This window comes from Pantoea sp. SGAir0184 (genome assembly GCF_043544755.1).
On record NZ_CP028050.1, the window covers coordinates 3,033,254 to 3,055,713 of the forward strand.

At 57.0% G+C, this 22,460-nt stretch carries 27 protein-coding genes; 12 read left to right on the plus strand and 15 right to left on the minus strand.

Annotated elements, in window-relative coordinates:
- Nucleotides 1-154 precede the first annotated feature (154 nt).
- Entirely contained in the window at nt 155-1,120 is a 966-nt protein-coding gene (lipA, locus tag C1N60_RS14400; RefSeq protein WP_058781252.1) for a lipoyl synthase, read from the plus strand.
- A gap of 157 nt (nt 1,121-1,277) precedes the next feature.
- Nucleotides 1,278-2,318: a hypothetical protein gene (locus C1N60_RS14405; protein WP_394521012.1), complete on the plus strand. Its 1,041-nt coding sequence runs from the start codon at nt 1,278-1,280 to the stop codon at nt 2,316-2,318.
- 77 nt (nt 2,319-2,395) lie between these two features.
- Here the strand turns inward: C1N60_RS14405 and tatE are convergent, their stop codons facing one another.
- The 6 genes from tatE to C1N60_RS14435 all read right to left on the minus strand — a co-directional run bounded on the left by tatE (nt 2,396) and on the right by C1N60_RS14435 (nt 7,087).
- Nucleotides 2,396-2,599, minus strand: a complete 204-nt coding sequence (gene tatE / locus C1N60_RS14410) for a twin-arginine translocase subunit TatE (protein WP_394521013.1) — start codon at nt 2,597-2,599, stop codon at nt 2,396-2,398.
- A gap of 98 nt (nt 2,600-2,697) precedes the next feature.
- On the minus strand, nt 2,698-3,468 hold the full coding sequence (locus tag C1N60_RS14415; RefSeq protein ID WP_058757904.1) for an amino acid ABC transporter ATP-binding protein: 771 nt from the start codon (nt 3,466-3,468) through the stop codon (nt 2,698-2,700).
- Nucleotides 3,465-4,424, minus strand: coding sequence for an amino acid ABC transporter permease (locus tag C1N60_RS14420; RefSeq protein ID WP_211725133.1), 960 nt, complete (start codon nt 4,422-4,424; stop codon nt 3,465-3,467). Before C1N60_RS14420 ends, C1N60_RS14415 begins: the two co-directional genes overlap by 4 nt.
- Complete coding sequence (locus C1N60_RS14425; protein ID WP_104092684.1) at nt 4,421-5,308, minus strand: ABC transporter substrate-binding protein; 888 nt, start codon at nt 5,306-5,308, stop codon at nt 4,421-4,423. Before C1N60_RS14425 ends, C1N60_RS14420 begins: the two co-directional genes overlap by 4 nt.
- Nucleotides 5,309-5,330: 22 nt before the next feature.
- Nucleotides 5,331-6,125, minus strand: a complete 795-nt coding sequence (locus C1N60_RS14430; protein ID WP_238561085.1) for a deaminated glutathione amidase — start codon at nt 6,123-6,125, stop codon at nt 5,331-5,333.
- Between the two features lie 2 nt (nt 6,126-6,127).
- Nucleotides 6,128-7,087 (minus strand): hypothetical protein, encoded by a 960-nt coding sequence (locus C1N60_RS14435; RefSeq protein ID WP_058775270.1) that lies wholly within the window; start codon nt 7,085-7,087, stop codon nt 6,128-6,130.
- A 136-nt stretch (nt 7,088-7,223) separates the two neighbouring features.
- Here C1N60_RS14435 and C1N60_RS14440 point away from each other — a divergent pair, with 136 nt between their 5' ends.
- Nucleotides 7,224-8,579, plus strand: a complete 1,356-nt coding sequence (locus tag C1N60_RS14440) for an aminotransferase class I/II-fold pyridoxal phosphate-dependent enzyme (protein ID WP_211725135.1) — start codon at nt 7,224-7,226, stop codon at nt 8,577-8,579.
- Here C1N60_RS14440 and C1N60_RS14445 read toward each other — a convergent pair.
- The 3 genes from C1N60_RS14445 to pagP form a co-directional block, all read right to left on the minus strand.
- Nucleotides 8,563-8,988, minus strand: coding sequence for a GNAT family N-acetyltransferase (locus C1N60_RS14445; protein ID WP_021508597.1), 426 nt, complete (start codon nt 8,986-8,988; stop codon nt 8,563-8,565). The genes C1N60_RS14440 and C1N60_RS14445 overlap by 17 nt on opposite strands.
- Before the next feature lie 358 nt (nt 8,989-9,346).
- On the minus strand, nt 9,347-9,556 hold the full coding sequence (gene cspE, locus C1N60_RS14450) for a transcription antiterminator/RNA stability regulator CspE (protein WP_010615627.1): 210 nt from the start codon (nt 9,554-9,556) through the stop codon (nt 9,347-9,349).
- A 150-nt stretch (nt 9,557-9,706) separates the two neighbouring features.
- On the minus strand, nt 9,707-10,279 hold the full coding sequence (pagP, locus tag C1N60_RS14455; protein ID WP_021508599.1) for a lipid IV(A) palmitoyltransferase PagP: 573 nt from the start codon (nt 10,277-10,279) through the stop codon (nt 9,707-9,709).
- A gap of 396 nt (nt 10,280-10,675) precedes the next feature.
- On the opposite strand from pagP, the gene C1N60_RS14460 reads away from it, so the two are divergent.
- The 3 genes from C1N60_RS14460 (at nt 10,676) to C1N60_RS14470 (ending at nt 12,665) form a co-directional block, all read left to right on the plus strand.
- Entirely contained in the window at nt 10,676-10,861 is a 186-nt protein-coding gene (locus C1N60_RS14460; protein WP_058757910.1) for an ECs_2282 family putative zinc-binding protein, read from the plus strand.
- Between the two features lie 374 nt (nt 10,862-11,235).
- Nucleotides 11,236-11,481 carry a hypothetical protein gene (locus C1N60_RS14465; protein WP_021508600.1) on the plus strand — a complete coding sequence of 82 codons (246 nt, stop codon included), beginning with the start codon at nt 11,236-11,238 and terminating at the stop codon, nt 11,479-11,481.
- A 101-nt stretch (nt 11,482-11,582) separates the two neighbouring features.
- Nucleotides 11,583-12,665 carry a malate/lactate/ureidoglycolate dehydrogenase gene (locus C1N60_RS14470; RefSeq protein WP_348878633.1) on the plus strand — a complete coding sequence of 361 codons (1,083 nt, stop codon included), beginning with the start codon at nt 11,583-11,585 and terminating at the stop codon, nt 12,663-12,665.
- A gap of 33 nt (nt 12,666-12,698) precedes the next feature.
- Here the strand turns inward: C1N60_RS14470 and gntT are convergent, their stop codons facing one another.
- Nucleotides 12,699-14,015, minus strand: coding sequence for a gluconate transporter (gene gntT / locus C1N60_RS14475; RefSeq protein WP_021508602.1), 1,317 nt, complete (start codon nt 14,013-14,015; stop codon nt 12,699-12,701).
- Nucleotides 14,016-14,292: 277 nt separating this feature from the next.
- Between gntT and C1N60_RS14480 the strand changes: the two genes are divergently transcribed.
- Nucleotides 14,293-15,438, plus strand: coding sequence for an iron-containing alcohol dehydrogenase (locus C1N60_RS14480; protein WP_394521014.1), 1,146 nt, complete (start codon nt 14,293-14,295; stop codon nt 15,436-15,438).
- A 34-nt stretch (nt 15,439-15,472) separates the two neighbouring features.
- Here the strand turns inward: C1N60_RS14480 and C1N60_RS14485 are convergent, their stop codons facing one another.
- From C1N60_RS14485 to C1N60_RS14495, 3 genes are all read right to left on the minus strand, one after another.
- Nucleotides 15,473-16,300, minus strand: coding sequence for a Cof-type HAD-IIB family hydrolase (locus tag C1N60_RS14485; protein WP_136545641.1), 828 nt, complete (start codon nt 16,298-16,300; stop codon nt 15,473-15,475).
- Nucleotides 16,301-16,409: 109 nt separating this feature from the next.
- Nucleotides 16,410-16,871, minus strand: a complete 462-nt coding sequence (locus C1N60_RS14490; protein WP_058781243.1) for an RcnB family protein — start codon at nt 16,869-16,871, stop codon at nt 16,410-16,412.
- Between the two features lie 779 nt (nt 16,872-17,650).
- Entirely contained in the window at nt 17,651-17,890 is a 240-nt protein-coding gene (locus C1N60_RS14495) for a DUF1272 domain-containing protein (RefSeq protein ID WP_058781242.1), read from the minus strand.
- Between the two features lie 192 nt (nt 17,891-18,082).
- Here C1N60_RS14495 and C1N60_RS14500 point away from each other — a divergent pair, with 192 nt between their 5' ends.
- The 5 genes from C1N60_RS14500 to C1N60_RS14520 all read left to right on the plus strand — a co-directional run bounded on the left by C1N60_RS14500 (nt 18,083) and on the right by C1N60_RS14520 (nt 21,678).
- Nucleotides 18,083-19,186 (plus strand): AI-2E family transporter, encoded by a 1,104-nt coding sequence (locus tag C1N60_RS14500; RefSeq protein ID WP_262256332.1) that lies wholly within the window; start codon nt 18,083-18,085, stop codon nt 19,184-19,186.
- 264 nt (nt 19,187-19,450) lie between these two features.
- On the plus strand, nt 19,451-20,611 hold the full coding sequence (locus C1N60_RS14505; RefSeq protein ID WP_262256333.1) for a diguanylate phosphodiesterase: 1,161 nt from the start codon (nt 19,451-19,453) through the stop codon (nt 20,609-20,611).
- Nucleotides 20,612-20,677: 66 nt separating this feature from the next.
- A complete protein-coding gene (locus C1N60_RS14510) occupies nt 20,678-20,959 on the plus strand; it encodes a hypothetical protein (RefSeq protein ID WP_021508608.1) in 282 nt (93 codons plus the stop codon).
- Nucleotides 20,960-21,139: 180 nt separating this feature from the next.
- Entirely contained in the window at nt 21,140-21,400 is a 261-nt protein-coding gene (locus C1N60_RS14515) for a hypothetical protein (protein WP_021508609.1), read from the plus strand.
- 80 nt (nt 21,401-21,480) lie between these two features.
- Nucleotides 21,481-21,678 carry a hypothetical protein gene (locus C1N60_RS14520; RefSeq protein ID WP_058769419.1) on the plus strand — a complete coding sequence of 66 codons (198 nt, stop codon included), beginning with the start codon at nt 21,481-21,483 and terminating at the stop codon, nt 21,676-21,678.
- Between the two features lie 32 nt (nt 21,679-21,710).
- Here the strand turns inward: C1N60_RS14520 and C1N60_RS14525 are convergent, their stop codons facing one another.
- Together C1N60_RS14525 and C1N60_RS14530 are read right to left on the minus strand one after the other, a co-directional pair.
- Nucleotides 21,711-21,977: a biofilm development regulator YmgB/AriR family protein gene (locus tag C1N60_RS14525; protein WP_262256335.1), complete on the minus strand. Its 267-nt coding sequence runs from the start codon at nt 21,975-21,977 to the stop codon at nt 21,711-21,713.
- A gap of 134 nt (nt 21,978-22,111) precedes the next feature.
- Nucleotides 22,112-22,381 (minus strand): hypothetical protein, encoded by a 270-nt coding sequence (locus tag C1N60_RS14530; protein WP_058757918.1) that lies wholly within the window; start codon nt 22,379-22,381, stop codon nt 22,112-22,114.
- Nucleotides 22,382-22,460 lie beyond the last annotated feature (79 nt).

Sequence of the window (22,460 nt, forward strand, 5' to 3'; positions counted from 1 at the left end):
ACAAAATTGTAACTTTCGCCACGGCTTATCGGCTGCTTCTGCCCCGGCGAGATGATATAATTTTTGCAATTTTTTCAAATAAAGTTGAAAGCCTGGTTCTCAGTTTGAGTGAGGAAGCTTTCAAATCGCAATCCCGACCGGAACCTGCAGATTTATGAGTAAACCAATTCAGATGGAACGTGGCGTCAAGTATCGCGATGCCGACAAAATGGCGCTGATTCCGGTAAAAACCGTGGTCACCGAACGCCAGGAAATCCTGCGTAAGCCGGAGTGGATGAAGATCAAGCTGCCTGCGGATTCCAGCCGCATTCAGGGCATCAAAGCGGCGATGCGTAAAAACGGCCTGCACTCGGTGTGTGAAGAGGCTTCCTGCCCTAACCTTGCCGAATGCTTTAACCACGGCACCGCCACCTTTATGATCCTCGGTGCCATCTGTACCCGCCGCTGTCCGTTCTGCGATGTGGCACACGGTCGGCCAAACGCGCCGGACGCCAACGAGCCGCTGAAGCTGGCACAAACCATCGCCGACATGGCGCTGCGCTATGTGGTGATCACCTCAGTGGACCGCGACGATCTGCGTGACGGCGGTGCACAGCACTTTGCTGACTGCATCAGCGCCATCCGCGAAAAAAGCCCGAGCATTAAAATTGAAACGCTGGTGCCGGACTTCCGCGGGCGTATGGATCGCGCGCTGGAGATCCTCACGGCTACGCCGCCGGATGTGTTCAACCATAACCTGGAAAACGTACCGCGCGTCTATCGTCAGGTGCGTCCGGGCGCTAACTATGAGTGGTCGCTGAAGCTGCTGGAGCGTTTTAAAGAGGCGCATCCGGACGTGCCAACCAAATCCGGTCTGATGGTCGGTCTCGGGGAAACCAATGCGGAAATCATCGAGGTGATGCGCGATCTGCGTCGCCACGGTGTCACCATGCTGACCCTCGGCCAGTACCTGCAGCCAAGCCGTCACCACCTGCCGGTACAGCGTTACGTCAGCCCGGCGGAGTTTGATGAGATGAAAGAAGAAGCGCTGGCGATGGGCTTCACCCATGCGGCATGCGGTCCGTTCGTCCGCTCGTCTTATCACGCTGATATGCAGGCGAAAGGCCTGGAAGTGAAGTAATCTCCTGCCGCGATTGCGCCCTGCTGCGGCGCAATCGCAAAAATTCTGCTTAAACAGCTTAATTCCTGTCGCAAATCTGTCGCTTTAACCGCTGAGGCCATAAGAGCCTGTTTATTATTTTTTATTTTCTCAGTGTTTTTTTCATAAAGGTCAGATTATGCAATCATCCTTTCATATCGATGAGCTCGATTTTATGCGGGCGGCGGATGTGTCAGGTCCATCCTCTGGTAGACCGCGAAGCGGCGCGTCGGGCGAAAGCCTGGATGCGCTAAAAGCGCGCACCACGCCCATGGATATCACTAATCCGTTCGTGACGCCCCATGCGTCGTGCGAACTGGCGTTTCTTGCCACCGCCATCAGCATCGACCACCGCTACGACGAAATTCATCTGCACCTGCCGCAAAGCGCGCAGCCTGCGTCCGCGCCCGCGCCCGCACTGCCGTTCACCGAACTGCGCAGCGTAACGCCGGATGAAACGCCATTGCTGCCAGCGCTGCCGCCAGCGCAGCAGGCCGCCGGCGAGAGCGTCTGGCACAGCCTGCCTGAGGTTCCGGCGCTCAGCCCGGCGCTGTCGCTGGTCGGCACGCTGCCTGCGGCATGGTATTCAGCTGAACATCAGACGCCCCGCCCGTCGCCTGCTACCACGCCCCCAGCCCGGCAGCCGCTGAGCCTGCCTGAGGTGGCTGTGCTGCGCGACATACAGCAACACGACTATGCGGTGGATTACGACGACAGCGGTGAGCCGAAAATGTTTAGCGGCACGCTGGCGGCGGGCGCTCAGGTGCATATTTATATCGATAATGTGCTGATTGAAGTGGTAACGGGCGACGCACAGGGTCTCTGGCAGTTCGCTCAGCCCGCCGATTTAAGCGCGACACAGCATGTTTTCAGTGCAGAGTTCGTCGATGAACAGGGGCATGTCAGCAGCCGTTACAATAAGTTGATTACCGTACTGCCGCAGCCTGCCGCTATTATCACGCCGATTGATGACAGCGATCTCAGCGCGATTGATTGCGCACTGATGGAACTGGCGATGCAGCAGGATGATATTGCGCCCGCTCTTCTGCCGCTGACCTTCAGCGAAGCATGGCTGGATGAGTGGCACAGCGCTGACAGCACGCTAACCGCCAGCGGCGATCACGGTGGCAACCTGCCAGGCTGGGATGAACCGCTGGAACATCACATTGTATGGCACTAAAAAACGAAAACCAGACTGTGGCAGTCTGGTTTTTTAACGTAATAAATATTTACACTTATTGACGTTCAGCGCAGAGATTACTCTTTATGGCCGACGCGTTCAGCAGGCGTTTCTCCGGCACTGCTTTTGGTTGCGGTGGATTCATCATCTTTCATGGCTTTTTTAAAGCCCTTGATTGCGGAACCCAGATCGCCACCCAGTGAACGTAACTTGTTGGTGCCAAAAAGCAGTACGATAAGCGCACCGATGATCAGCAGTTTGGCAATACTGATACCTTCCATATTTTACCTTTCAACCTTCGCGAAAAACGGACATCACTATTAACGCGCAGTTATTCACCACGCTCAACTGCAATCTGTAACAGAGTGAGATCTCAGGGTCAGATAAAGCGGCTGAGAAACGCCTGGGTACGCGGATGCTGCGGATTGCCAATCACCTGCTCTGGCGGTCCCTGTTCCACCACCACGCCACCATCCATGAACACCACGCGATCGGCGGCTTCACGCGCAAAGCCAATCTCATGCGTCACCACAATCATGGTCAGGCCGCGATTGGCTAACGTTCGCATTGTAGCCAGCACTTCCCCCACCAGCTCCGGATCCAGTGCCGAAGTCGGTTCATCAAACAGCATCAGCAGCGGTTTGATCGCCAGCGCACGGGCGATCGCCACGCGCTGCTGTTGTCCCCCCGACAAATGTCGCGGCCAGGCGTCGGCTTTATCGCTCAATCCGACCGTTGCCAGCAGCTCACGCGCGTGTTGCAGCACCTCATCGCGTGGGAACTTGTGCACGCCAATCGGCGCTTCCATGATGTTTTGCAGTACCGTCATATGGGGATAGAGATTGAACTGTTGAAACACCATGCCGATTTTCTGCCGCTGATGGGCAATTTTCCGCGCCGACAGGCGATGCAGCAGACCGCGCTTTAGCGCGTAACCAATCTGCTCGTCGCCCACCATAATCGAGCCGGCATTCATCTCTTCCAGATGATTAATGCAGCGCAGAAAGGTCGACTTGCCTGAGCCCGAAGGCCCGAGAATCACCACCACTTCGCCCGGAAACACATCGAGATCGATGCCTTTCAGCACCGCGTTATCACCGAAGCTCTTTTGCACATTACGCGCGCGCACCAGCGGCTGAATCTCGCTCATACGTCCTCCTTTAAACGCGGGGCCGCGGCCAGCGCCGTGTCACTGCTGGCGCGTCGTTTGTTCATCACCACGGTACGTTTGCTGCCGCGCGCGTAGTAGCGCTCAATGGCTGACTGGCCGACGTTGAGGATCGAGGTAATCAGCAGATACCAGATCACCGCCACCATCAGCATCGGAATGATTTCAAAGGTACGGTTATAAACGGCCTGCACCGAATAGAGCAGATCGCCCATCGCGATGACGCTCACCAGCGACGTGGCTTTGATCATGCTAATCAGCTGGTTGCCGGTCGGGGGAATAATGGCGCGCATCGCCTGTGGAATGATGATACGCCGCAGCGCGCGGCTGCGGCTCATGCCAAACGCCTGAGTGGTTTCAACCTGACCGTGATCGACCGACAGCAGGCCGGCACGGATAATCTCCGCCATATAGGCGGCCTCGTTGAGCGCCAGACCGGCGATGGCGGCAGTCAGCGGCGTGATCAGATCGTTAGTGTTCCAGCTGGCAAAGGTGATGTCTGTCCACGGCACGGTGATCGAAAGCGTGGGAAACAGTGTCGACAGGTTGTACCAGAATATCAGCTGCACCAGCAGCGGCGTACCGCGAAAGAACCAGATGTAGAGCGCCGACACGCCGCTCAGCAGTTTATTCTCTGACAGCCGCCAGACCGCCAGCAGCAGCCCCAGCAGGGTGCCCAGCACCATCGACACCACCGTCAGCCCGAGCGTCACCTGCAGCCCTTTCAGCACCGAGCCTTCGGTAAACCACTGCAGCACCACGTGCCACTCAAAATTGGGATTGGTCGCCACCAGCCACAGACCATTCGCTGCCAGCGTCAGGACCACGATCCAGCTAACCCAGCGTCCATACGCGGGCGCGCTACGGGCAAAAGCGACGTCGCGCTGCGGCACGTCAGCCTGATCCGTGGGGCGCGCGTTGGGGCCGACGGCACTCATTTTGCCGTCTCCTGCGCCAGGTTACGTCCCGGCTGCGGCAGCATGTTGCCGTCCAGCTGCCACTTTTTCATGATGGCCGCGTAGGTGCCGTTGGCAAACAGTTCTTTGTAGGCATCCAGCACCACCTCGCCCAGCGGCGAGCCTTTGGGAACGACCGTGCCCTGAAAGATATCGCCAAAGCCATTTTTCTGCCCCTGACCAGACAGTTCAAGCTGCCCCTGCGCCTGCTCAATGAAATAGGTCAGCGGCGCCTGCGAGGAGAAGAAGGCATCCGAACGCTTCGAGCGCACCGCCAGGATCGACGAAGGCTGATCGGTAAAGGACTGCACCACGACTGCAGGTTTGCCCGCAGCCTCACAGGCGGCTGACTGTTTGCGGATCACCTGCTCCGCCGAACCGGCCGCCATTACCGCGATGCGCTTGCCGCAGGTATCTGCCAGACCGTTGATGTGCGCCGGATTGCCCTTCTGCACGCCAAACACCACGAACTCCTGCACGTAGTCGATGAAGTCCACCTTCTGCTGGCGATCCGGATAATCACCTATCGGCCCGATGGCCATCTGATAGCGTCCGGAATTAATGCCGGCCAGTACGCCGGACAGACCGCTCACCGTCGCGTGTTCAATTTTCACGCCCAGCAGCTGGCCGAGCGCCACGGTAAGATCGGCCGAGGCGCCATCCATTGAGTGCGGCCCGTTAACGATCTCATACGGCGGAAAGGAGCCGTTGTTTACCGAGATCATTTTGCCAGCCTGTTTGATCTGCGCTGGCAGCCGATCGTGCAGCGCCTTATCCATTTTTTGCGTCGGAATGGCGTCCGCTGCCTGGACGACGCTCGCCGTCAGGCCGGTCGCCAGCGCGATGGCGGTTAAAAGCATTTTCATCAGTCAGTTTCCCCCAGGCAGGTCAAAGTGATTGCAATTCCGGACGGGCAAAGCGGCGATTTTCCAGTACCGGCAGCACGCTGCGGGCGTAGGCGATGCGGGCCGGATCCAGTTCGGCAAACACCAGTGCAGCGCACTCCGGTGCCTTAGCAATCACCACGCCAAGCGGATCGATCACCAGACTGTTACCAATGTTGCGCGGCCCGCACTCGCCTACCGCCACCATGTAGCAGGTGTTTTCCAGCGCGCGCGCACTGGTCAGCAGTTCCCAGTGCATCTCCTTTAACGGTCCTTTTACCCAGGCGGAAGGCAGCACCAGCACGTCGGCACCGTCCAGCACCAGCCGGCGCGCCAGTTCGGGAAAACGCACGTCGTAGCAGGTCATCAGCCCGACTTTCATGCCAGCCACCTCAACCAGTGGCGGCACGGCATCACCCGGATTAACCCGCTGCGACTCCTGCATGGCGAAGGCATCGTACAGATGCAGCTTGACGTACTGCGCGATGATTTCGCCATTACGCACGGCAATCAGCACGTTGTGCGCTTTGTTATCCTGCGTCGGCACGTGCACGCTCATCATGGTGGTCAGCGCGTTACCTTTGCTGGTTTCCAGCAGCTGACTGACAAACGGCCCGTCCAGCGGCTGTGCGGCTTTTAACACCAGATCGGGATCGGCGATATCGCGCGCCAGCACGCCTTCCGGCAGCACCAGCAGATCGGCGCCCGCCGCCAGCGCATCCTGCATCAGACCACGACAAATGGCGTTGTTCTCCTGCCATTCGCGGCTAACGGCGAACTGCCCCATGGCTACTTTCATTTTCACTCCCCTCTGGCCGCCGCCGGGAAAATCTCCTCCGGCGAGAGCAACGTTGTGGTTAAGCCCTGCTGAAACAGCTCACGGGCGAAGTCGGCAATCATCCTTTTGTTAGCGGTAAATCCGTTTTGATTCCAGTCGGCAGGCAATTCCTGCGCGGTGCGTCGCAAATCATCCAGCAGCCACGGCGTGGTATCCGCGTACTTCTCGCGTTTGCGCATCCACAGCTGATACGCGCGATCGATCACCTCGCTCAGCGCCTGCGGCAGCCACGGATGCGCCGCCGCCAGCGCCGGCTTCAGCGCCAGCAGATGAATACCGGGCACATAGCCGACGCGGTTGAAGTAGTCGCGCTCGGCACTGACGAAATCCGCCTGCAGCTGGCGCAGACCGGAATCTTTCAGGAAAAAGCCCTCAGGCATAAACGGCGTGAACACCGCATCCAGCTCGCCGGCTTTCAACAGTTCAATCAGCGGACGCTCGTCCGGCGCCGGTTCGATACGGCCCGGGCGACCAAATCCCGCCAGCCGGTCAACAATCGGATGATCAGCAGTCAGGCGTCCGGCAAACCAGAAGGCGTCGTTGATATCGACGCCCGCTTCGCGCAGCACGGTGCGCGTCCAGGTATTGCCGGAGTCCTGCCAGCCGGTAACGCCGATTCTTTTGCCTTTCAGCTGGGCTGGCGTGGTGAGCGGGCTGGCGGTGGTGGTGATGATGCAGCGCTGGCGAAAGCCACGCATCAGAAAGTGCGGCAGGCCGAGCAGTGAGCTGTCGCCGCGCGCCCGTGCCTGCGCATAGCGGCTGAACGACACCTCACCGCCTTCGTAGTGTTCACTGCTGGCCAGGTTATCCACCAGCGTGCCTACGCGGTCAATGACCAGCCTGAAGCCCTGTGGCTGAATATCGCCCAGCGCCAGCGGCGTGAAGTAATCCCAGTCGCGCACCGCCAGTCTGATAGTGATCATCGTTGTGCTTCTCCATTTGTTCAGCCGCCACGCTGGCGCTGTGCATTTTTTCTGCAAATTGTGCTTGAATTTGAGTCTAAAACGCGAATACTAATCTGAACAATCATTTCTTTGTTACTGAACAAAGCTTTTTCTTATGACGCAAATTGTGGATGCAGAGTGGCTCAGCCAGCACATTAACGACGCCTCGGTAAAAGGCATTACCCTCGCCGCGTCAACATTGATTCGCGACGGACAGATTGCCGTAGGCATGCAGATGCCGGCAGTGCGCGATTTGGCGGAGCGGCTGGGCGTGAGTCCGGCCACGGTATCCGCGGCCTGGGCGCAGCTGAAAAAGCAGAAAGTGCTGGCGGGTAAAGGGCGAAGCGGAATCTGGGTGTGCGGCAACAGTGTGATGCCGCGACCGGTCCGCTTTGAGAAAATTGGCAACTATGGTGAAAACGTCAAAGCCGCGCTGGCGATGGCAGCACCCGATCCGGCACTGCTGCCGGATCTGCGCCCGGCGATGCTGGCCGGGCTGGCGTCACCGCAGCTGAATAGCTATCAGCGTGAGGCGATTTCGCCACAGCTGCAGGCGGCCATTGCGCCGCGCTGGCCCTGTCCGGCGGAGGCGTGGCTGGCGACCGATGGCGGCTTCGATGCCATGAACCTGATAGTGCAGACGCTGCTGTCACCCGGCGATCGGGTAGTGATTGAAGATCCGACGGCGACGCGTCTGCTGGATATGCTCGACAACATCGGTGCCGAGATCCTGCCGCTGCCCGGTGATGAGCAGGGACCGCTGCCTGAGGTGCTGGCGACACACTTACAGAAAGCGCCAGCGATGTTCATTTATCAGCCACGCACCCACTCAGCGACCGGCTACAGCGTCAGCCAGCAGCGCAGCGAAGCGCTGGCGCAGGTGCTGGCGCAGAGTGCCACCCTGATTGTCGAGGATGATGGCATCGGCGATTTGTCGCGCTGGCCGGTATGGAGTCTCGGCCGCCACTATCCGCAGCGCACGCTGCATGTGCACTCCTTTTCCAAAGCCTACGGCCCGGATCTGCGGCTGGCGGTGGTATCCGGCACGGCAGAACTGGTGAAACGGCTGCAGTCGTGGCGTAACTTCGGGGTCAGCTGGACCAGCCGTATTTTGCAGGATGCGGTGGCCTGGATGCTGAGCGATGCGCCCACCCAGCAGCGCATACAGCAGGCCAAAGCCACGTATGCCGCGCGCCGTCAGCAGTTGCTGGCCGCACTGGCGCGGCGCGGGCTGGTACAGGAAGATCGCGACGGCCTGAGCGTGATGCTGCCGGTGGCGTCAGAGCAGTATGCCATGATCACCCTCGCCGCCCGGGGCATCACCGTGCTGCCAGGCGAACGCTGCAGCATCAACAGCGGGCAGTTCATTCGCGTCAGCATTGCGCGGCTGCCGGCCGATCAGCTCGACAGCATCGCCGATGCGTTAGTGATTGCCTGCGGACGCGAGCTTAATATCAGCCCAGATCTTTGATGTGATAGCGTGGCGATTCAACGTAGCCTTCTCGCGCATAAAACTGGTTAGCTTTCAGTCGCGAGGCGTGACAATGCACTTCCATGCGGTCGCAGCCGCGGGCACGCGCCAGTTGCTCGGCGTGGTTCAGCAGCTGCTGGCCGCTGCCTTTACTGCGCTCGCCCTCGGCGATACAGAAATAGCTGATGCGCGCGAAATCGCCCGCTAATGCCAGCTGCGGAATAAAGTGCAGCGAAAGAAATCCCAGCACCTGGTTACCGTGTTCCGCCACCAGCAGCGTCTCGTCGGGATGGGCGCACAATTGCGCCAGCCGATCGCTGATAAATTTTTCCGTGCCGCGATAACCCAGCTCGGTTAACAGTGCACTCAGGGCAAAGCTGTCTTTGGCCTGTGCTTCACGTATGTTCATCCTGCCTCCTCCGTTCCCTGACTGCTGTTATATAGCGTTGCCGCTGAAAAATCTGCAAGTAAGCTTTGTTATGAGTATGTTACGGGAATTATCTGTGAGCGACGCCGCAGAATGTGCCTTGTCATGCCGCTGTCACGCTGGCTTAAGGCTGGCTTAATCTTGCTTTGCCATGCTGGCATAAATGAAGTTGCGAGGCATGGCACATGAAGAATCTGGTACCGCACTGTTTTAATGAATGGCTGGCGCTGTCGCTCAGTACGCTGGTGATTATCGCCTGGGCCATTAGCTGGTGGCAGGGCTGAAAAAAGCACAAAAAAAACCCGCCATCAGGCGGGTTTTTAAAATTCTGACTGTTAACTTACAGAGCGGTAACGTTAGCAGCAGATGGGCCTTTAGCGCCGTCGGTGATTTCAAACTCTACACGCTGACCTTCAGCCAGAGTTTTGAAGCCGTTGCTCTGGATAGCAGAGAAGTGTACGAATACATCTTTGCTGCCATCTTCTGGAGTAATGAAACCGAATCCTTTGGACTCATTAAACCACTTAACGTTACCTTTGATCTTGGACATCTATATTACCTTTACATGAAAAATGGACACTAAACTGTGTCGGCATCTAGTACAGCAATTGCAGTGACATTTGTCCAGCGCGAATTGATGAAAAAGTGATAAATATTGATTTTTTCCATGCCCTTCACACTTTCTGCGCATCTTCAGCGACTAAAACTGAAATCTTAACCAGGCAAAATAGACGTTGCCATTGTTATAAGTGCCTGGAATGTAAGTCATTTGGAAGGTTGCCGGGCCATACCCTATCGAAGCCAGCGGCAATACCAGCGGAACCGGGATATATCGCCAGTTATCCCTGGCCGTCACGCCTGCGGTGTAACCGGCGCCCAGATGGAAATTCTGATCGTTCAGCGGTCGCCAGGTCGCTTCCCAGCCGTAGCCGGCGATGGGCTCCCACTTGTTAAACGAGTCTTTGAACGCCATGGCATACAGGCCGTGCCAGTTGCCCTTTTCATCCCAGCGCGAAACGCCACCGCCCGCACCCCACGGCCGCTCGTTGTACTTTTTGATGTGTTCATCATCGTAAGTAAAGCGGTTGTGCCAGGTGATAGCCGGGACGTAAAGATCGTAATTTTGCGGTTGTGTCCAGGTTTGCGCCACGTTATCGGAGAAGGTATTCCAGCCCGATTTAATCGCTTCGCCTGTGGTTGCCGCTGGTGTCGAAAAAGAGACCGATGAAGTCAAAATACAGCCGCAAAAGGCTGCAGAAATACGCCAGTTCACAACAATGCTTCCTGTTAAATCATCCTGTATCCGGCAGTCACCGCATAGCGCCATATCGCGCCGCACCGTGCTGCCGTGGGTTAATGGCTGATGCCACGAGCGTGTACAGCGCGCGCCACAGTGGCGCCAGTCGCACCCGGCTCTGCTGGCAATCAGCTGGTTAATTTTACCTCACTGCGCGAACGGAGTCGAAACGGCAAATAAACAAAACGCAGAGGGTAAAAGGTGCAGAAAATGCACTACTCAGTTGATGATTACTTAGAGTGATTACTTAATATTCAGCAACTTATCCATAGAAATTGATTTCATGAATAAATTAATAAAATTTATCAATTGAACTCACCCGATGATTGAGATAAATCTCATCACTCCAGGAGGGAGAGAGGAGGAACTGAGATGACAATTCGTTGCAGCCGCTGCGGTTGCGCCAAATTTTTTTATACAGTACCCGGCAAGGAAAAGGTCGACGATCCCGATCATCACGGCGCCTGTTGCGCCGCGTGCGGCAAGCCGATCAGCCTGCGCGATGTGATCCCGCTGTCATCCCTGCACTCTGCTTCTGCCGCACGTCACGTTGAATAATGTTTTCAGGCACCCGCCGGGTGCCTGAACGCGTCAGAAAATCAGTTTAAACACGCCAGTAATCGTCAGTAACCCGACAATAAAGATGATGGCAATAATCCACAGTATTATTTTCATAGTTCGCTCCTTCAGGATGAAAAATAACGCATCGTGCATTCAGTATAGATGATTATTCCGGCTTCGCTGGGCGCTGCGAGCGCGATCCCAGTCACTTGCCTCAGAGACTGTTGCCTGCTCTTTTTTTCTGCGAGCCCGGTCGCAGCTTAACGCTTACGTTGCCATCCCGCCGCACGCGTAGCGCGCTGATTGTCTAAAATTACAGCGCCTGTAGCAGGCCTCAATTGTTCGCTATGTCTACGTAACAAGGAGATGATATGAGCACGATTAATACCAGCATGGGTCGTTACAGCCTCAAGGCAAAGGATCATGGCAGTCACATTCGTGGCAGCATTGCGATTAATGACGAAGGCGGTACGCAGCTCACCCTGCAAGAGTTTGATGAGCATTATCTTGACGATGTCGTCAACAACGTTATTTATCCAATCACGGGTGGGAACCGTGAAATTGCACGCGCACTGCGTGAACAGATGGTTAAAGCCGGCTTCGAACAGCCGCACTGAGTTTGTTGGGCCACGTGTTGTGGCCCTTTATCAGCCCTTACTTGCGGTTATTATCCATTTCAGCGCAGGATGCTCTCTCCCCCCATAAGGAGATTAACCGCGTGACTGAACTGCATCGTGTTTCCCCTTCCCGCTTACATCAGTTTGTTCAGGCTATCTGGCTGCATGCCGGTAGCAGCGCCGAAGAAGCGCGCCTGGTGGCTGACCATCTTGTTGCTGCTAACCTCGCGGGCCATGACTCCCACGGCGTCGGCATGATACCGAGCTACATGGCCTCGCTGACGCAGGGCTTTCTACAGCTCAATCAGCACGTCAGCATCGAAAAAGACGCTGGCGCGGTCCTCACCCTTAATGGCCAGAAAGGCTTTGGCCAGGTGGCCGCGTACGAGGCCATGCAGCACGGCATTGAGCGGGCGAACAGGTTTGGCCTTGCGGCGGTCGGCCTGCATCATTCGCACCACATTGGCCGTATCGGTCACTGGGCGGAGCAGTGTGCCGCAGCGGGCTTTGTCTCCTTTCACTTCGTTAATGTGATGGGCGATCCGATGGTGGCGCCGTTTAACGGCAGCGATCGCCGCTTCGGCACCAATCCGTTCTGCGCGGTGTTTCCGCGTCGCGACGGCGAACCGCTGCTGCTGGACTTTGCCACCAGCGGCATCGCCTTTGGTAAAACGCGTGTGGCGTATAACAAAGGTCAGCCGGTCGCACCGGGCTATTTGCTTGATGCGCAGGGCCAGCCGACCACCGATCCGGGCGTGATGCATCAGTCGCCGTATGGCGCGCTGACCGCCTTCGGCCTGCACAAAGGCTATGCGCTGGCGACGATGTGCGAAATCCTTGGCGGCGCGCTGTCCGGCGGTCGCACTACGCATGACGCCACGCTGCTCACCGGCACTGACGCCATCTTTAACGGCATGACCACCATTATCCTGAACCCTGACGCGTTTGACGCACCGGCGATGCAGCAGGAAGCCGAAGAGTTTCTCGCGTGGGTCAGGCGTTCACCGCAAAGTGGTGAGGCGGAGATTCTGGTGCCGGGCGAATGGGAAACGCGCAACCGTACAGCACGTGAAAGCGAGGGCATTCCGCTGGACAGCAACAGCTGGCAGCAGATTTGCGCAGCGGCACGCCAGGCTGGCATGCCGGAGGACGAACTGGCGGCCTTCCGCGCCTTAGCGCAGTAAGCCGCCGGGGCTGAGGCACAGTGCCTCAGCCGGTTACAGCGCAGCGGACAGCAGCAAACAGCCCAGCAGACCGCACACCGAGATGATGGTTTCCAGCGCCGACCACGAGCGAATAGTTTCACCGATGGTCAGGTTGAAGTACTCCTTAAACAGCCAGAAGCCCGGATCGTTAACGTGCGAGAAGATGACACTGCCGGAACCGACGGCAATGACCATCAGCTCCGGGCTGGCGCCGCTGGTGGCAATCAGCGGTGCCACAATGCCGCCGGCGGTAATCGCCGCGACGGTGGCAGATCCCAGCGCAATACGCAGCACCGCCGCAATTGACCACGCCATAAAGATTGGCGAGACGTTGGTTTCATGCATCATGCCGGCGATGTATTTATCTACGCCACTGTCCACCAGCACCTGTTTGAAGGCGCCGCCGCCGCCGATGATCAATAGCATCATGGCAATGATTTTGATCGAGTCAGTGATGGTGCCCATCACCTCATCCATGCTGCGGCCACGGTTAAGGCCAAAGGTGAAGATGGCAATCAGCACCGCAATCAGCGTCGCCATGATCGGATCGCCAAAAAATTCCGCGTACGGCAGCAGCACATGGCCTTTCGGCAGCAGCATTTCTGCCACGGCACGCAGCGCCATCAGGATTACCGGCACCAGCGCCGTCCAAACGCTAACGCCAAAACCTGGCATCTCCGCTTCACTGAAAGTTTTTGGGTTCCACAACCCTTCCGGAATCGGCTTATCAATGCCTTTCAGGAAACGCGCATACACCGGCCCGGCCAGAATCACCGTCGGAATACCCAGCAGCGTACCGTACAGCAGGGTTTTTCCCATGTCGGCATTGAATAACGTGGCGATCGCGGTCGGGCCTGGATGCGGTGGCAGGAAGCCGTGCGTGACGGATAAGGCGGCCGCCATCGGCACGCCGACATACAGCAGCGGCACGCGCGCCGATGCGGCAATGCTGAACACCAGTGGCAGCATCAGCACGAACCCGACTTCATAAAACAGCGCAAAGCCCACGGTGAAGCCGGTGAGCACCAGCGCCCACTGAATGTGCTTCTGGCCGAATTTTTCGATCAGCGTGGTGGCGATACGCTGCGCACCGCCGCAGTCGGCCAGCAGTTTCCCCAGCATCGCGCCAAAGCCCATGATCAGCGCCAGGCTGCCCAGGGTACCGCCGACGCCGGTTTTGATCGATCCAATCACTTTATTGACCGGCATGCCCTGCATCATGCCCACCGCCAGTGCCACCAGAATCAGCGCGATGAAGCCGTTAAGTTTGAAGCGAATCATCAGCAGCAGCAGTAACGCCACGCCAATTGCCACATAGAGTAATGGCATAATTTTTCTCCACTTTTGCGCTCGGCGTATTACCGGCAGCGGTTTGTTGTAATGGGACAAAGGGGTTATCAGTGCCAGATGTTTCAGAATGCGACATCCTGTTACCGGTATCATGTTAAGGGTAACATTGACGGGAAAGCACCTGGTGCAGCGGGTGAATTTCTGTTTTGCGAAGGTGATCAACTTTTTGTCGGAGGGTTATCAGAATGTTTGCCCCGGCAGCGGCGTGGCTTTTGGTTACACTAGCTGTTTTATGCCAACCGATAAGGATCTGCAGGTGAGTGAGAATCTGATTGAGCTGTACAGTAATCAACAAACCCTGTTTGGCCGTGGCAGCATCGACCGCCTGGTCCCGCTGCTGGCGGCGAATCCGCAGCCCACGCTGCTATTCTGCGGCCGCTCATTTCTCAACAGTCCGGCGTGGGCACGCCTGGGCGCGACGCTGAACGATCACATTCTGGGCTATGAAATTGTCAGCCATGAAGCCTCGCCAGACGAGATTGATGGCTGGGTGACGCGCTGGCGTGGCCACGTCGATCGCGTTGTCGCCATCGGCGGCGGCAGCGTGCTGGATGCGGCCAAAGCCTTTGGCGCCATGATGCAGCATCCGCTGAATATCGCGCGCTACCTCGAGAAAGTGGGCGATACGCCGGTACAGGCGGTCACGCTGCCGCTGATCGCCATTCCTACCACCGCCGGCACCGGCAGCGAAGTCACGCAGAATGCGGTGGTAACCGATCAGCAGCACATTAAGGTGAAGGCCTCGCTGCGCCATCCGGTGTTTGTGCCGCAGGTGGCGATTCTCGATCCCGATCTGCTCAAAGGAGCGCCGGATCGCGTGCTGGCCACCTGCGCCATCGATGCCTTTACCCACCTGTTCGAGGCTTATCTGTCACGCAAGGGCAACCTGTTCAGTCAGCAAAACGCGCTCAACGGGCTGCAACTGTTCATGCAGGCGTGGCCGTACCTCAATCAGGACGACAGCCGCGGCGATGCGGCACGTGAAGCGATGATGATGGCATCATGGCTCGGCGGTGTCAGCCTGAGCAGCGCAGGTTTGGGGGTGATCCACGGTATTGCCGGCGAGCTGGGGGCGATTAAACCGTTCCATCACGGCGAAGTCTGCGGTCGTCTGCTGTTCCCGTTCCTGGATGTACTGGCGGAGAGCGCGCACCCCGAACAGCAGCGGCTGATGGCGGCGCTGGCTGAACGCCTGCTGCCCGATGAAACGGCACCGCCGGCGCTGGCGCTGAAAGCCTGGCTGCAGCAGCAGTCTATCGTGCCGTTCTGGCTGGAAGGACCGACGCTGGCCGCGGAAGAGGTCGACTGGATTGTGGCGCGCGCCAACAGCAAAAACGGCTGGGTCAATTATGATCCCGCCACGCTCACGGAGATGATTACCGCCGCGTGGCATGTCGCCTGAGCCTTTCGGGCAGCGCAGGCTGCCCGTTGCTTATTCAGCCAGCAAACGGCCCTTCCCCCGCCAGCATCTGCTCAATCACCTGCAGCACGCCCTCCTGGTTATTAGACGGTGCGCCGTAGCGCGCAGCGTCTTTGACCCGCTGCGGCGCATTCTGCATGGCAAAGCTGAAGCGCGACTGCACCAGCATCTCCAGATCGTTGCCGCCGTCGCCAAACGCCAGCACCTCATCGCTGCTGATGTCCCAGCGCTGCTGCAGCAGGCGCAGACCGTTGGCTTTGTGCAAGCCGGGCACAATCAAATCCACCGAGCCGTGCCCGCTGGAGGTCGCCGCCGCCGCGCCCTGATGCAAACGCTCAATATCAGCCATCAGAATATCGACATAATCATCGGACAGGTTCAGCGCAAACTTGAACAGCCGGTCATCGCCCACGTCAGCGAGGCTATCGATCGCCTTGAGGCGATGGCAGTAGTGACGCATTTTGACCAGCCACTGCTCATCCATGGTGTTGAAGTGATAAGCGCTGTTACGGCCGCAGAGGATGTATTTCAGGTTGGGATAGTTACCGCGCTGCAGGGTATCGAGCACGGCATTAACGTCCTCACGCGAGAACGCGCCGCAGAACAGCTCCTCATCCCTATCGAGGATCCACGCGCCATTTTCGGCGACAAAGGCGATCTCACTGGCGATGTCGGGAAAGAAGGATTTGAGCTGGTAATACTGGTTACCGCTGGCGACCACAAATTTGATGCCGCGCCGCTTCATCTCCTGATAGCAGGCCTGAAAACGTGCCCGGTTGTACTGTTTTTTATCGTCGAGAAAGGTGCCGTCCATATCCACCGCCACCATTTTTACCATGGTCATCATGACTCCTTAACGCGTTGAAAGGAAAAACGGGTTGTCCAGAGAATAACCTGGTGAGCGGTGAAAGCGGAGAGAAACACGGATGGCCGTCGCCATCCGTGCGGCAGGATTAATTAAATGCGTTATTCAGCAAAATGGCGGTGATAATGCCGGTCGCGGCCGCCACTAACACATAATTTCCGTCGATAAAGGCCCAGTGCTCGCCGCGCGGCGGCTCATACAGACCGCGAGCCCGCCAGTCGTCGACGCGATAGTGTGGACCACGGAACTCCGGCGGTGCCGGATAACCACGGCGAAAATCATGACCGCGCCAGGCAAAGCGATCGCCGCCACGATGTCCCTCCGGCATACGGTGGTCAGCATAGTGGTCGTGACGATCCGGGCCCGGTCCGCGATCGTGGCCAAAGTCACGACGATCATGATGATCGGGACCCGGGCCGCGATCCTGATGGCGGTCGCCGCCGTGCGGGTCCCAGCGATGGTCACCGGGACCGTCGGCCCAGGAGACGCTGGAAAACAGTGTGCTGCATGCAATAAATGACGCAATAATCGTAAGTGTTGTTTTTTTCATGGTGTTACCTCCAGGGATAACGGCAGTCTGCGCGCCGTTGAGGCTTACTATTGCCTAAACAAAGCTAAAACAGCATTTCCAAAAGTCTTAAAAATCGGACACTTACAATACATTACGCCAGGTTAGCGCTTTCTTAACGATTGTGGAGACTTTATGGTGGCGTGGCACGATAAGGCTGGCAGGGAAATAAGCAGTTAATTCAGCGGGAATAAAGAAAACCCGATCGCGGGGATCGGGCGGACAATGCTATTTCCATAAAAAGCATAAAGCGGGGAAACCCTGCTAAAAAGAGGGTAAAACTGAAGCACACAACGCCACATCACTAGCATTGCCCGGAAAGAATAACATTCATCAGGGCAAAATACTTTCAGAAAACTTCTATTTTCAGAAAAAACCGTAAAAATGTTCACGGCAGCGAAAATAACCACCAAAGGTACATAACGTGAAAGGAAATAAGGTCCGTGCTCTGACCAGCTGTCGTCAGAAAATATAGTCAGCCCGTATAAGATATCGACACAAAATCACAATGCATTGAATTTAAGAGATAAAAATTAAGCCATACCATTTTTTAGTTATGCCGCCATTTAAGCCGACCGGCAAACTAGCTGGCCGACACATTTCATTGATAATGCGAGCCCTATTGCTGCCCTGGCAATTAATCGATGTGCGTGATTAATATAACGCTAATTTTTCACTGCGCTGAAGCGTAAGGTTAAATAACCAGCAAGCGGGCGCACAATAATTATGCGCCGGCTATTAATCCAATTGCGCTGGCGAATTTAGCGGGGTGGCGCAGAAACAGGATATCGCTGAGTTGCAGCCGGATGGCGCAGCAGCGCCTGCGCCGGACGTATCGGCCGCCGTACCAGCTCACCCGCACAGTTCGGGCAGTGCTGCGCCAGCACGCCTTCCGCACAGTCAACGCAAAACGTGCACTCAAACGAGCAGATGCGCGCATCAGGCGAGGCCGGCGGCAGATCTTTATCGCAGCATTCACAGTTAGGACGTAATTCCAGCATGGCACTCTCCTGTCAGGGTTCAGGGCTATCATCGCCGCCGCCGCCCTGGCGCGCCAGCCTGTGAGCGGACATCGCGCGGACAGATCGGGACAGCTTTTCATCCTGCACGCCTTGCCTTGCGCGCTAAAAACATTACATTCCGCAAAAGCCGTTCTATAGTTCATTCGCTACGTTTATCTGCGAGGCTTTTGCATGCGTGTTAAAGGGTTAAATATCGGTTTCTTTATAGTGATTCTGGCGATTGTCACGGTCGCCTTTTTTGATGTGCTGGCGCCCTATTTCTCCGCCATTTTGTGGGCGGCGATTCTGGCGGTGATCTTTGCGCCACTGAAATCACTGCTGCGGCGTAAAATGGGCGACCGCAACGGGCTGGCCTCTTTTGTGACCTTACTGATTATCTGCCTGATCGTGTTTACGCCGCTGGCAATCATCACCTCGTCGCTGGTGGTTGAGATCAATACGGTGTACACCAAGCTGCAAACCAATTCCGCGCAGTTCCCGACGGTGTTTGCCTCGCTGCTGCAGCATCTGCCGGAGTGGGCACAAACCTGGCTGGCGGATCACGATCTGAACAATGCCGCACAGATTCAGCAAAAACTCTCCGGCTTTGCGCTGAAGGGCGGACAATATATGGCGGGCAGCGTATTCCTGATCGGTAAAGGGACCTTCACCTTCACCGTGGGCTTTGGCGTGATGCTTTATCTGCTGTTTTTCCTGTTGAAAGACGGCGCCTGGCTGGTCGGGCTGATTCTCGAAGCGCTGCCGCTCTCCACCTATGTTAAGCACCATCTGCTGATGAAATTTGCCGCCGTATCGCGCGCGACGGTCAAGGGCACGGTGGTGGTGGCCGTGGTTCAGGGGGTGCTTGGTGGCTTTGCCTTCTGGATCACCGACATCGACGGCAGCCTGCTGTGGGGTGCGCTGATGGCGTTCCTGTCGCTGATCCCGGCAGTCGGCTCGGCTATCGTCTGGGTGCCAGCGGCCATCTTCTTCTTCGCCACCGGTGCGCTGTGGAAAGGCCTGTTCCTGGTGGGCTTCTTCGTTATCGTGGTCGGGCTGGTGGACAATATCCTGCGTCCGCTGCTGGTCGGCAAAGATACCAAAATGCCGGATTACCTGATCCTGATTGCCACGCTGGGCGGCATGGAAGTGTACGGCATCAACGGCTTCGTGATTGGCCCCTTGATCGCTGCCCTGTTCATCGCCTGCTGGAATCTGCTCTCCGGCCGCGACAACCGGGAAAACGTCGAAGAGATCGACGAAGAGTTTATCGAAGAGGGTAAAACCCGCGAGTAGCGATAAGCAGCGGTACAACAGCTAAAGACCTGCTGTCGGGCCACTATCGCTCACTGGCAGGCTCATCCGAAGCGGCGCTTTAAAGCGCCGCTTGTCTTTTCAGCGCGGCCGCCAGGCTGTCAGCACCTTTTCCGACCTTTGACTCCCGCCTTACCCTTTTACCGGGCTCAGTCAGCCGCCAGGCAGCACTCAGCCCGGACGTTTCACAATTTAACCCATGCTGCTAAGGTGTCAGAGGACAATCGCGACAATCTGGAGCGTATAATGCTTACAACAATAATTTATCGCAGCCACATCTCTGAAGATGTTCCCGTCAATATCCTGCCGGAGATGGTGGCAAAAGCGAGTCTGCTCAATGCAGAGCATCATGTTACCGGCATCCTGCTGTTTAACGGCACGCACTTTTTTCAAATCCTGGAAGGACCAGAGAACGGCGTTCTGGCAATCTACGCCCGCATCTGTGCCGACCGGCGTCATCACAATGTAGTCGAGCTGATGCGCGACTATTCTCCTTCGCGGCGTTTCGGTAATGCTGGCATGGAGTTGTTCGATTTGCGTAATCACCACAGCGGCAGTGTGCTGCAGGCGGTGCTTGATCGCGGCACGTCGAAATATCAGCTGACCTATGACGATCGCGGGCTACAGTTCCTCAGAACCTTTGTCGAAGCGCGTGAAAAAGAGAACTACTTTGAAGTGCCGCCAGCTGATTGCTGGGAGTTCATCCCCGCGGAAGGGCAATCTCCCGCGCCGGCCAGTGGCGTCACTTTCCGCCCAGTGGTTGATCCCCTCGGCCGTGAAGTGACGGCCATTGAGGCGATTCCGCACGCGCAACCCGCCGGATTAGAGGAACATGAGCGTTACACTCATGACCTCAACGTGGTGACAGACGCACTGCATAAAGCCGGCCAGGCCTGTCCCGATGGCATGACGCTGTATATCAGTATCCTGCCGATGACGCTGGTTTGTCTTCCCGATGCGGTAAGTCAACTGGTCACCGCCATCGCGCAGGCGGAGCTGGTGCCGCAGCAAATCATTCTTGGCGTGAGCGAAACGGAAGTCATCTCCCGGCTCGAAGACTTTTCCACGGCGGTCAGACAGCTGAAAGAGGCGGGCATCAGCCTTTCAATTGATAACTTCGGCGACGGCTCGGCCGGTCTCTCTTTACTGGCGCACGTCCAGCCTGACCGGGTACGTATCGGCGCGAATATTGTACGTGATATTCACCGTAGCGGCCCGAAGCAGGCGGTGATGCAGGCGGTCATCCGCTGTTGTTCGGCGCTGGAAATCAACGTCATTGCGGCCGGTATTGAGCGTCCCGAAGAGTGGATGTGGCTGGAGGCGGCCGGGATCATCGATTTCCAGGGCAGCCTGTTTACGCCTGAGGGCGGCGCCGTGGCATGGCCTGAGAGCCGCGAGGCGATCTGAAAGCGGTTAAGCCTGACGACGCAGAACCTCTGAAGAGATAAAACGTCAGGCTCACAGGAGAAGACAATGCTGAGCGATGCCCGACTGCAGTTTATATCCAGCCATCCGGAGGAGAACGAACCGGAGGCGGTTTCCATGGCGCGCGAGTTACTTCGGTACCGCAGTGCGCTGGCGCAGCCATGGGCTGTGGTGGAGGGACTGGGTGTGAAGTACGTGGAGGACGGTAACGGGGCGATGATCTGGCCGGCGCGTTACTGCGAACGCGGCGACACCTTACTTTATCGTCTGGATCAGGCGGCTTCAGAGGTCAGCGGGCGCGCTGAAGCCGCGGAACCCGTCAGAAAGTAGCGCCGTGATGGCCGGCGCAAACGCAAATGTCATCCTCTTTGCAACGCCGGCAAATCAATATGCTGATCATTGCGCCGATAACCCGCGTCCGGCATCTTTTAGCGGAGTTTGATGTGCTCAATGTGTCCGGGTGAGATTCCTGTGGTAAGCTCATTGCCCTAACCGCAGCCGGACAGACTGATGAAAAACAATTTTGACGATAAAATGGCGGATATCATCATCGGAGAAGCCGTAACGGCGTTACTCGATGATAACGTCGCCATAAGCTGGGCGGCCCTCAACGACAGGCTGCAGGCGATGCTTGACCGCGAAACAGACAGTGACCGCATTCGTGCTGTGCTGCGTGTCATTGAGGACGTCAGACGGGAAATGGAGATGAGCGCGGTGAAGAAAGAGGCGTTCACTGCCGGGCATTTTTCTTTTTCCGGCAAGCTGCACTGATCGCTGCCTGACAATCTGCCGCGCCTGACGCTGTGGTTTCTGCTATACTGTATGCTTATCCACCAACGGATGGAGGTCATTTGAGCGATGACACTACCGCCGAAGATATCTACGCCGTTATTGGAACGGTTGTGGCGCGCCTTCTTAAGCCGGACCAGCACCTGACACTTCAGGATATCACCCATGCCCTGCATCATCTTGGCGAAACGGCCAGCGAAGATAAACAGCGGCAAGCCTGTTTAAATGCCATCAGTATGCTTGTGAAGCAGATGCACTAAGCTTAATGCACTGCTCCGGCTTACTAAGCTTTTCAGAACCCTTCATCATCCGGCGTTCTGCCGACCACGATTTCAAGCACGTTGCGCAGTACATCCAGTTTGACAAGATCGGTAGTCATCTCAAGCTCTGCGATGAGATACAGGATGATGGTTTTGCTCGTCACTTTTTGGCCATGGATGACGATATCGCGAATCACGGCATCCAGTGCCGCGGCTTCGGCCGCATAGCGCTCACCGCCGCTGCGAAAATGGTGAATAAGGGCCGCTTCAGCGCTGAATGAGTGTTCATTGGTTTGCATGTGTCGTTATCCGTAAACCGGGCGCTGCTGACAGCCCGGTGGTCGCCAAAAAAATCGGCCATCCTGAGATGGCCGTGTTATGCCGGGCGTCCTGCCACACTCCGGTTAATCACGAGATCGTATCGTCCCTGTCATTAATGCTTTTTACCAGCCCTGGGTTGTGACATCCCGCCCAGAGCAGCCATCGGCTTTTCACGAATTTCCCGGGCTGCTGACTGCATCTGCAGTTCCCTGATGGCGATCCTGATCGCTTCCAGACGGTCGGGATTAAATTCCTCTGCGGCCATTGACCGGAGCCGGGCTGAAACGGTCGCCACATTGATTCGTTCATTATTATCGAGCAGCCTGACCACCGCCTCGCCCAGAACGATTTCGGTTAAACGTTCAATTTGACTTCTCTGCATGCCCACCCCCTGCGGGACTGTGCCCTTTCGGACAAGTGGCTGACCCTTCCCGGGTCATAAAGCGCATGCTGCAGGTACC

Bases quoted from the DNA above. Each gene is read 5' to 3' on its own strand.
- lipA (WP_058781252.1), top strand. From the start codon at position 155: ATGAGTAAACCAATTCAGATGGAACGTGGCGTCAAGTATCGCGATGCC.
- C1N60_RS14405 (WP_394521012.1), top strand. From the start codon at position 1,278: ATGCAATCATCCTTTCATATCGATGAGCTCGATTTTATGCGGGCGGCG.
- tatE (WP_394521013.1), bottom strand. From the start codon at position 2,599: ATGGAAGGTATCAGTATTGCCAAACTGCTGATCATCGGTGCGCTTATC.
- C1N60_RS14415 (WP_058757904.1), bottom strand. From the start codon at position 3,468: ATGAGCGAGATTCAGCCGCTGGTGCGCGCGCGTAATGTGCAAAAGAGC.
- C1N60_RS14420 (WP_211725133.1), bottom strand. From the start codon at position 4,424: ATGAGTGCCGTCGGCCCCAACGCGCGCCCCACGGATCAGGCTGACGTG.
- C1N60_RS14425 (WP_104092684.1), bottom strand. From the start codon at position 5,308: ATGAAAATGCTTTTAACCGCCATCGCGCTGGCGACCGGCCTGACGGCG.
- C1N60_RS14430 (WP_238561085.1), bottom strand. From the start codon at position 6,125: ATGAAAGTAGCCATGGGGCAGTTCGCCGTTAGCCGCGAATGGCAGGAG.
- C1N60_RS14435 (WP_058775270.1), bottom strand. From the start codon at position 7,087: ATGATCACTATCAGACTGGCGGTGCGCGACTGGGATTACTTCACGCCG.
- C1N60_RS14440 (WP_211725135.1), top strand. From the start codon at position 7,224: ATGACGCAAATTGTGGATGCAGAGTGGCTCAGCCAGCACATTAACGAC.
- C1N60_RS14445 (WP_021508597.1), bottom strand. From the start codon at position 8,988: ATGAACATACGTGAAGCACAGGCCAAAGACAGCTTTGCCCTGAGTGCA.
- cspE (WP_010615627.1), bottom strand. From the start codon at position 9,556: ATGTCCAAGATCAAAGGTAACGTTAAGTGGTTTAATGAGTCCAAAGGA.
- C1N60_RS14460 (WP_058757910.1), top strand. From the start codon at position 10,676: ATGACAATTCGTTGCAGCCGCTGCGGTTGCGCCAAATTTTTTTATACA.
- C1N60_RS14465 (WP_021508600.1), top strand. From the start codon at position 11,236: ATGAGCACGATTAATACCAGCATGGGTCGTTACAGCCTCAAGGCAAAG.
- gntT (WP_021508602.1), bottom strand. From the start codon at position 14,015: ATGCCATTACTCTATGTGGCAATTGGCGTGGCGTTACTGCTGCTGCTG.
- C1N60_RS14485 (WP_136545641.1), bottom strand. From the start codon at position 16,300: ATGACCATGGTAAAAATGGTGGCGGTGGATATGGACGGCACCTTTCTC.
- C1N60_RS14490 (WP_058781243.1), bottom strand. From the start codon at position 16,871: ATGAAAAAAACAACACTTACGATTATTGCGTCATTTATTGCATGCAGC.
- C1N60_RS14495 (WP_058781242.1), bottom strand. From the start codon at position 17,890: ATGCTGGAATTACGTCCTAACTGTGAATGCTGCGATAAAGATCTGCCG.
- C1N60_RS14500 (WP_262256332.1), top strand. From the start codon at position 18,083: ATGCGTGTTAAAGGGTTAAATATCGGTTTCTTTATAGTGATTCTGGCG.
- C1N60_RS14505 (WP_262256333.1), top strand. From the start codon at position 19,451: ATGCTTACAACAATAATTTATCGCAGCCACATCTCTGAAGATGTTCCC.
- C1N60_RS14510 (WP_021508608.1), top strand. From the start codon at position 20,678: ATGCTGAGCGATGCCCGACTGCAGTTTATATCCAGCCATCCGGAGGAG.
- C1N60_RS14515 (WP_021508609.1), top strand. From the start codon at position 21,140: ATGAAAAACAATTTTGACGATAAAATGGCGGATATCATCATCGGAGAA.
- C1N60_RS14525 (WP_262256335.1), bottom strand. From the start codon at position 21,977: ATGCAAACCAATGAACACTCATTCAGCGCTGAAGCGGCCCTTATTCAC.
- C1N60_RS14530 (WP_058757918.1), bottom strand. From the start codon at position 22,381: ATGCAGAGAAGTCAAATTGAACGTTTAACCGAAATCGTTCTGGGCGAG.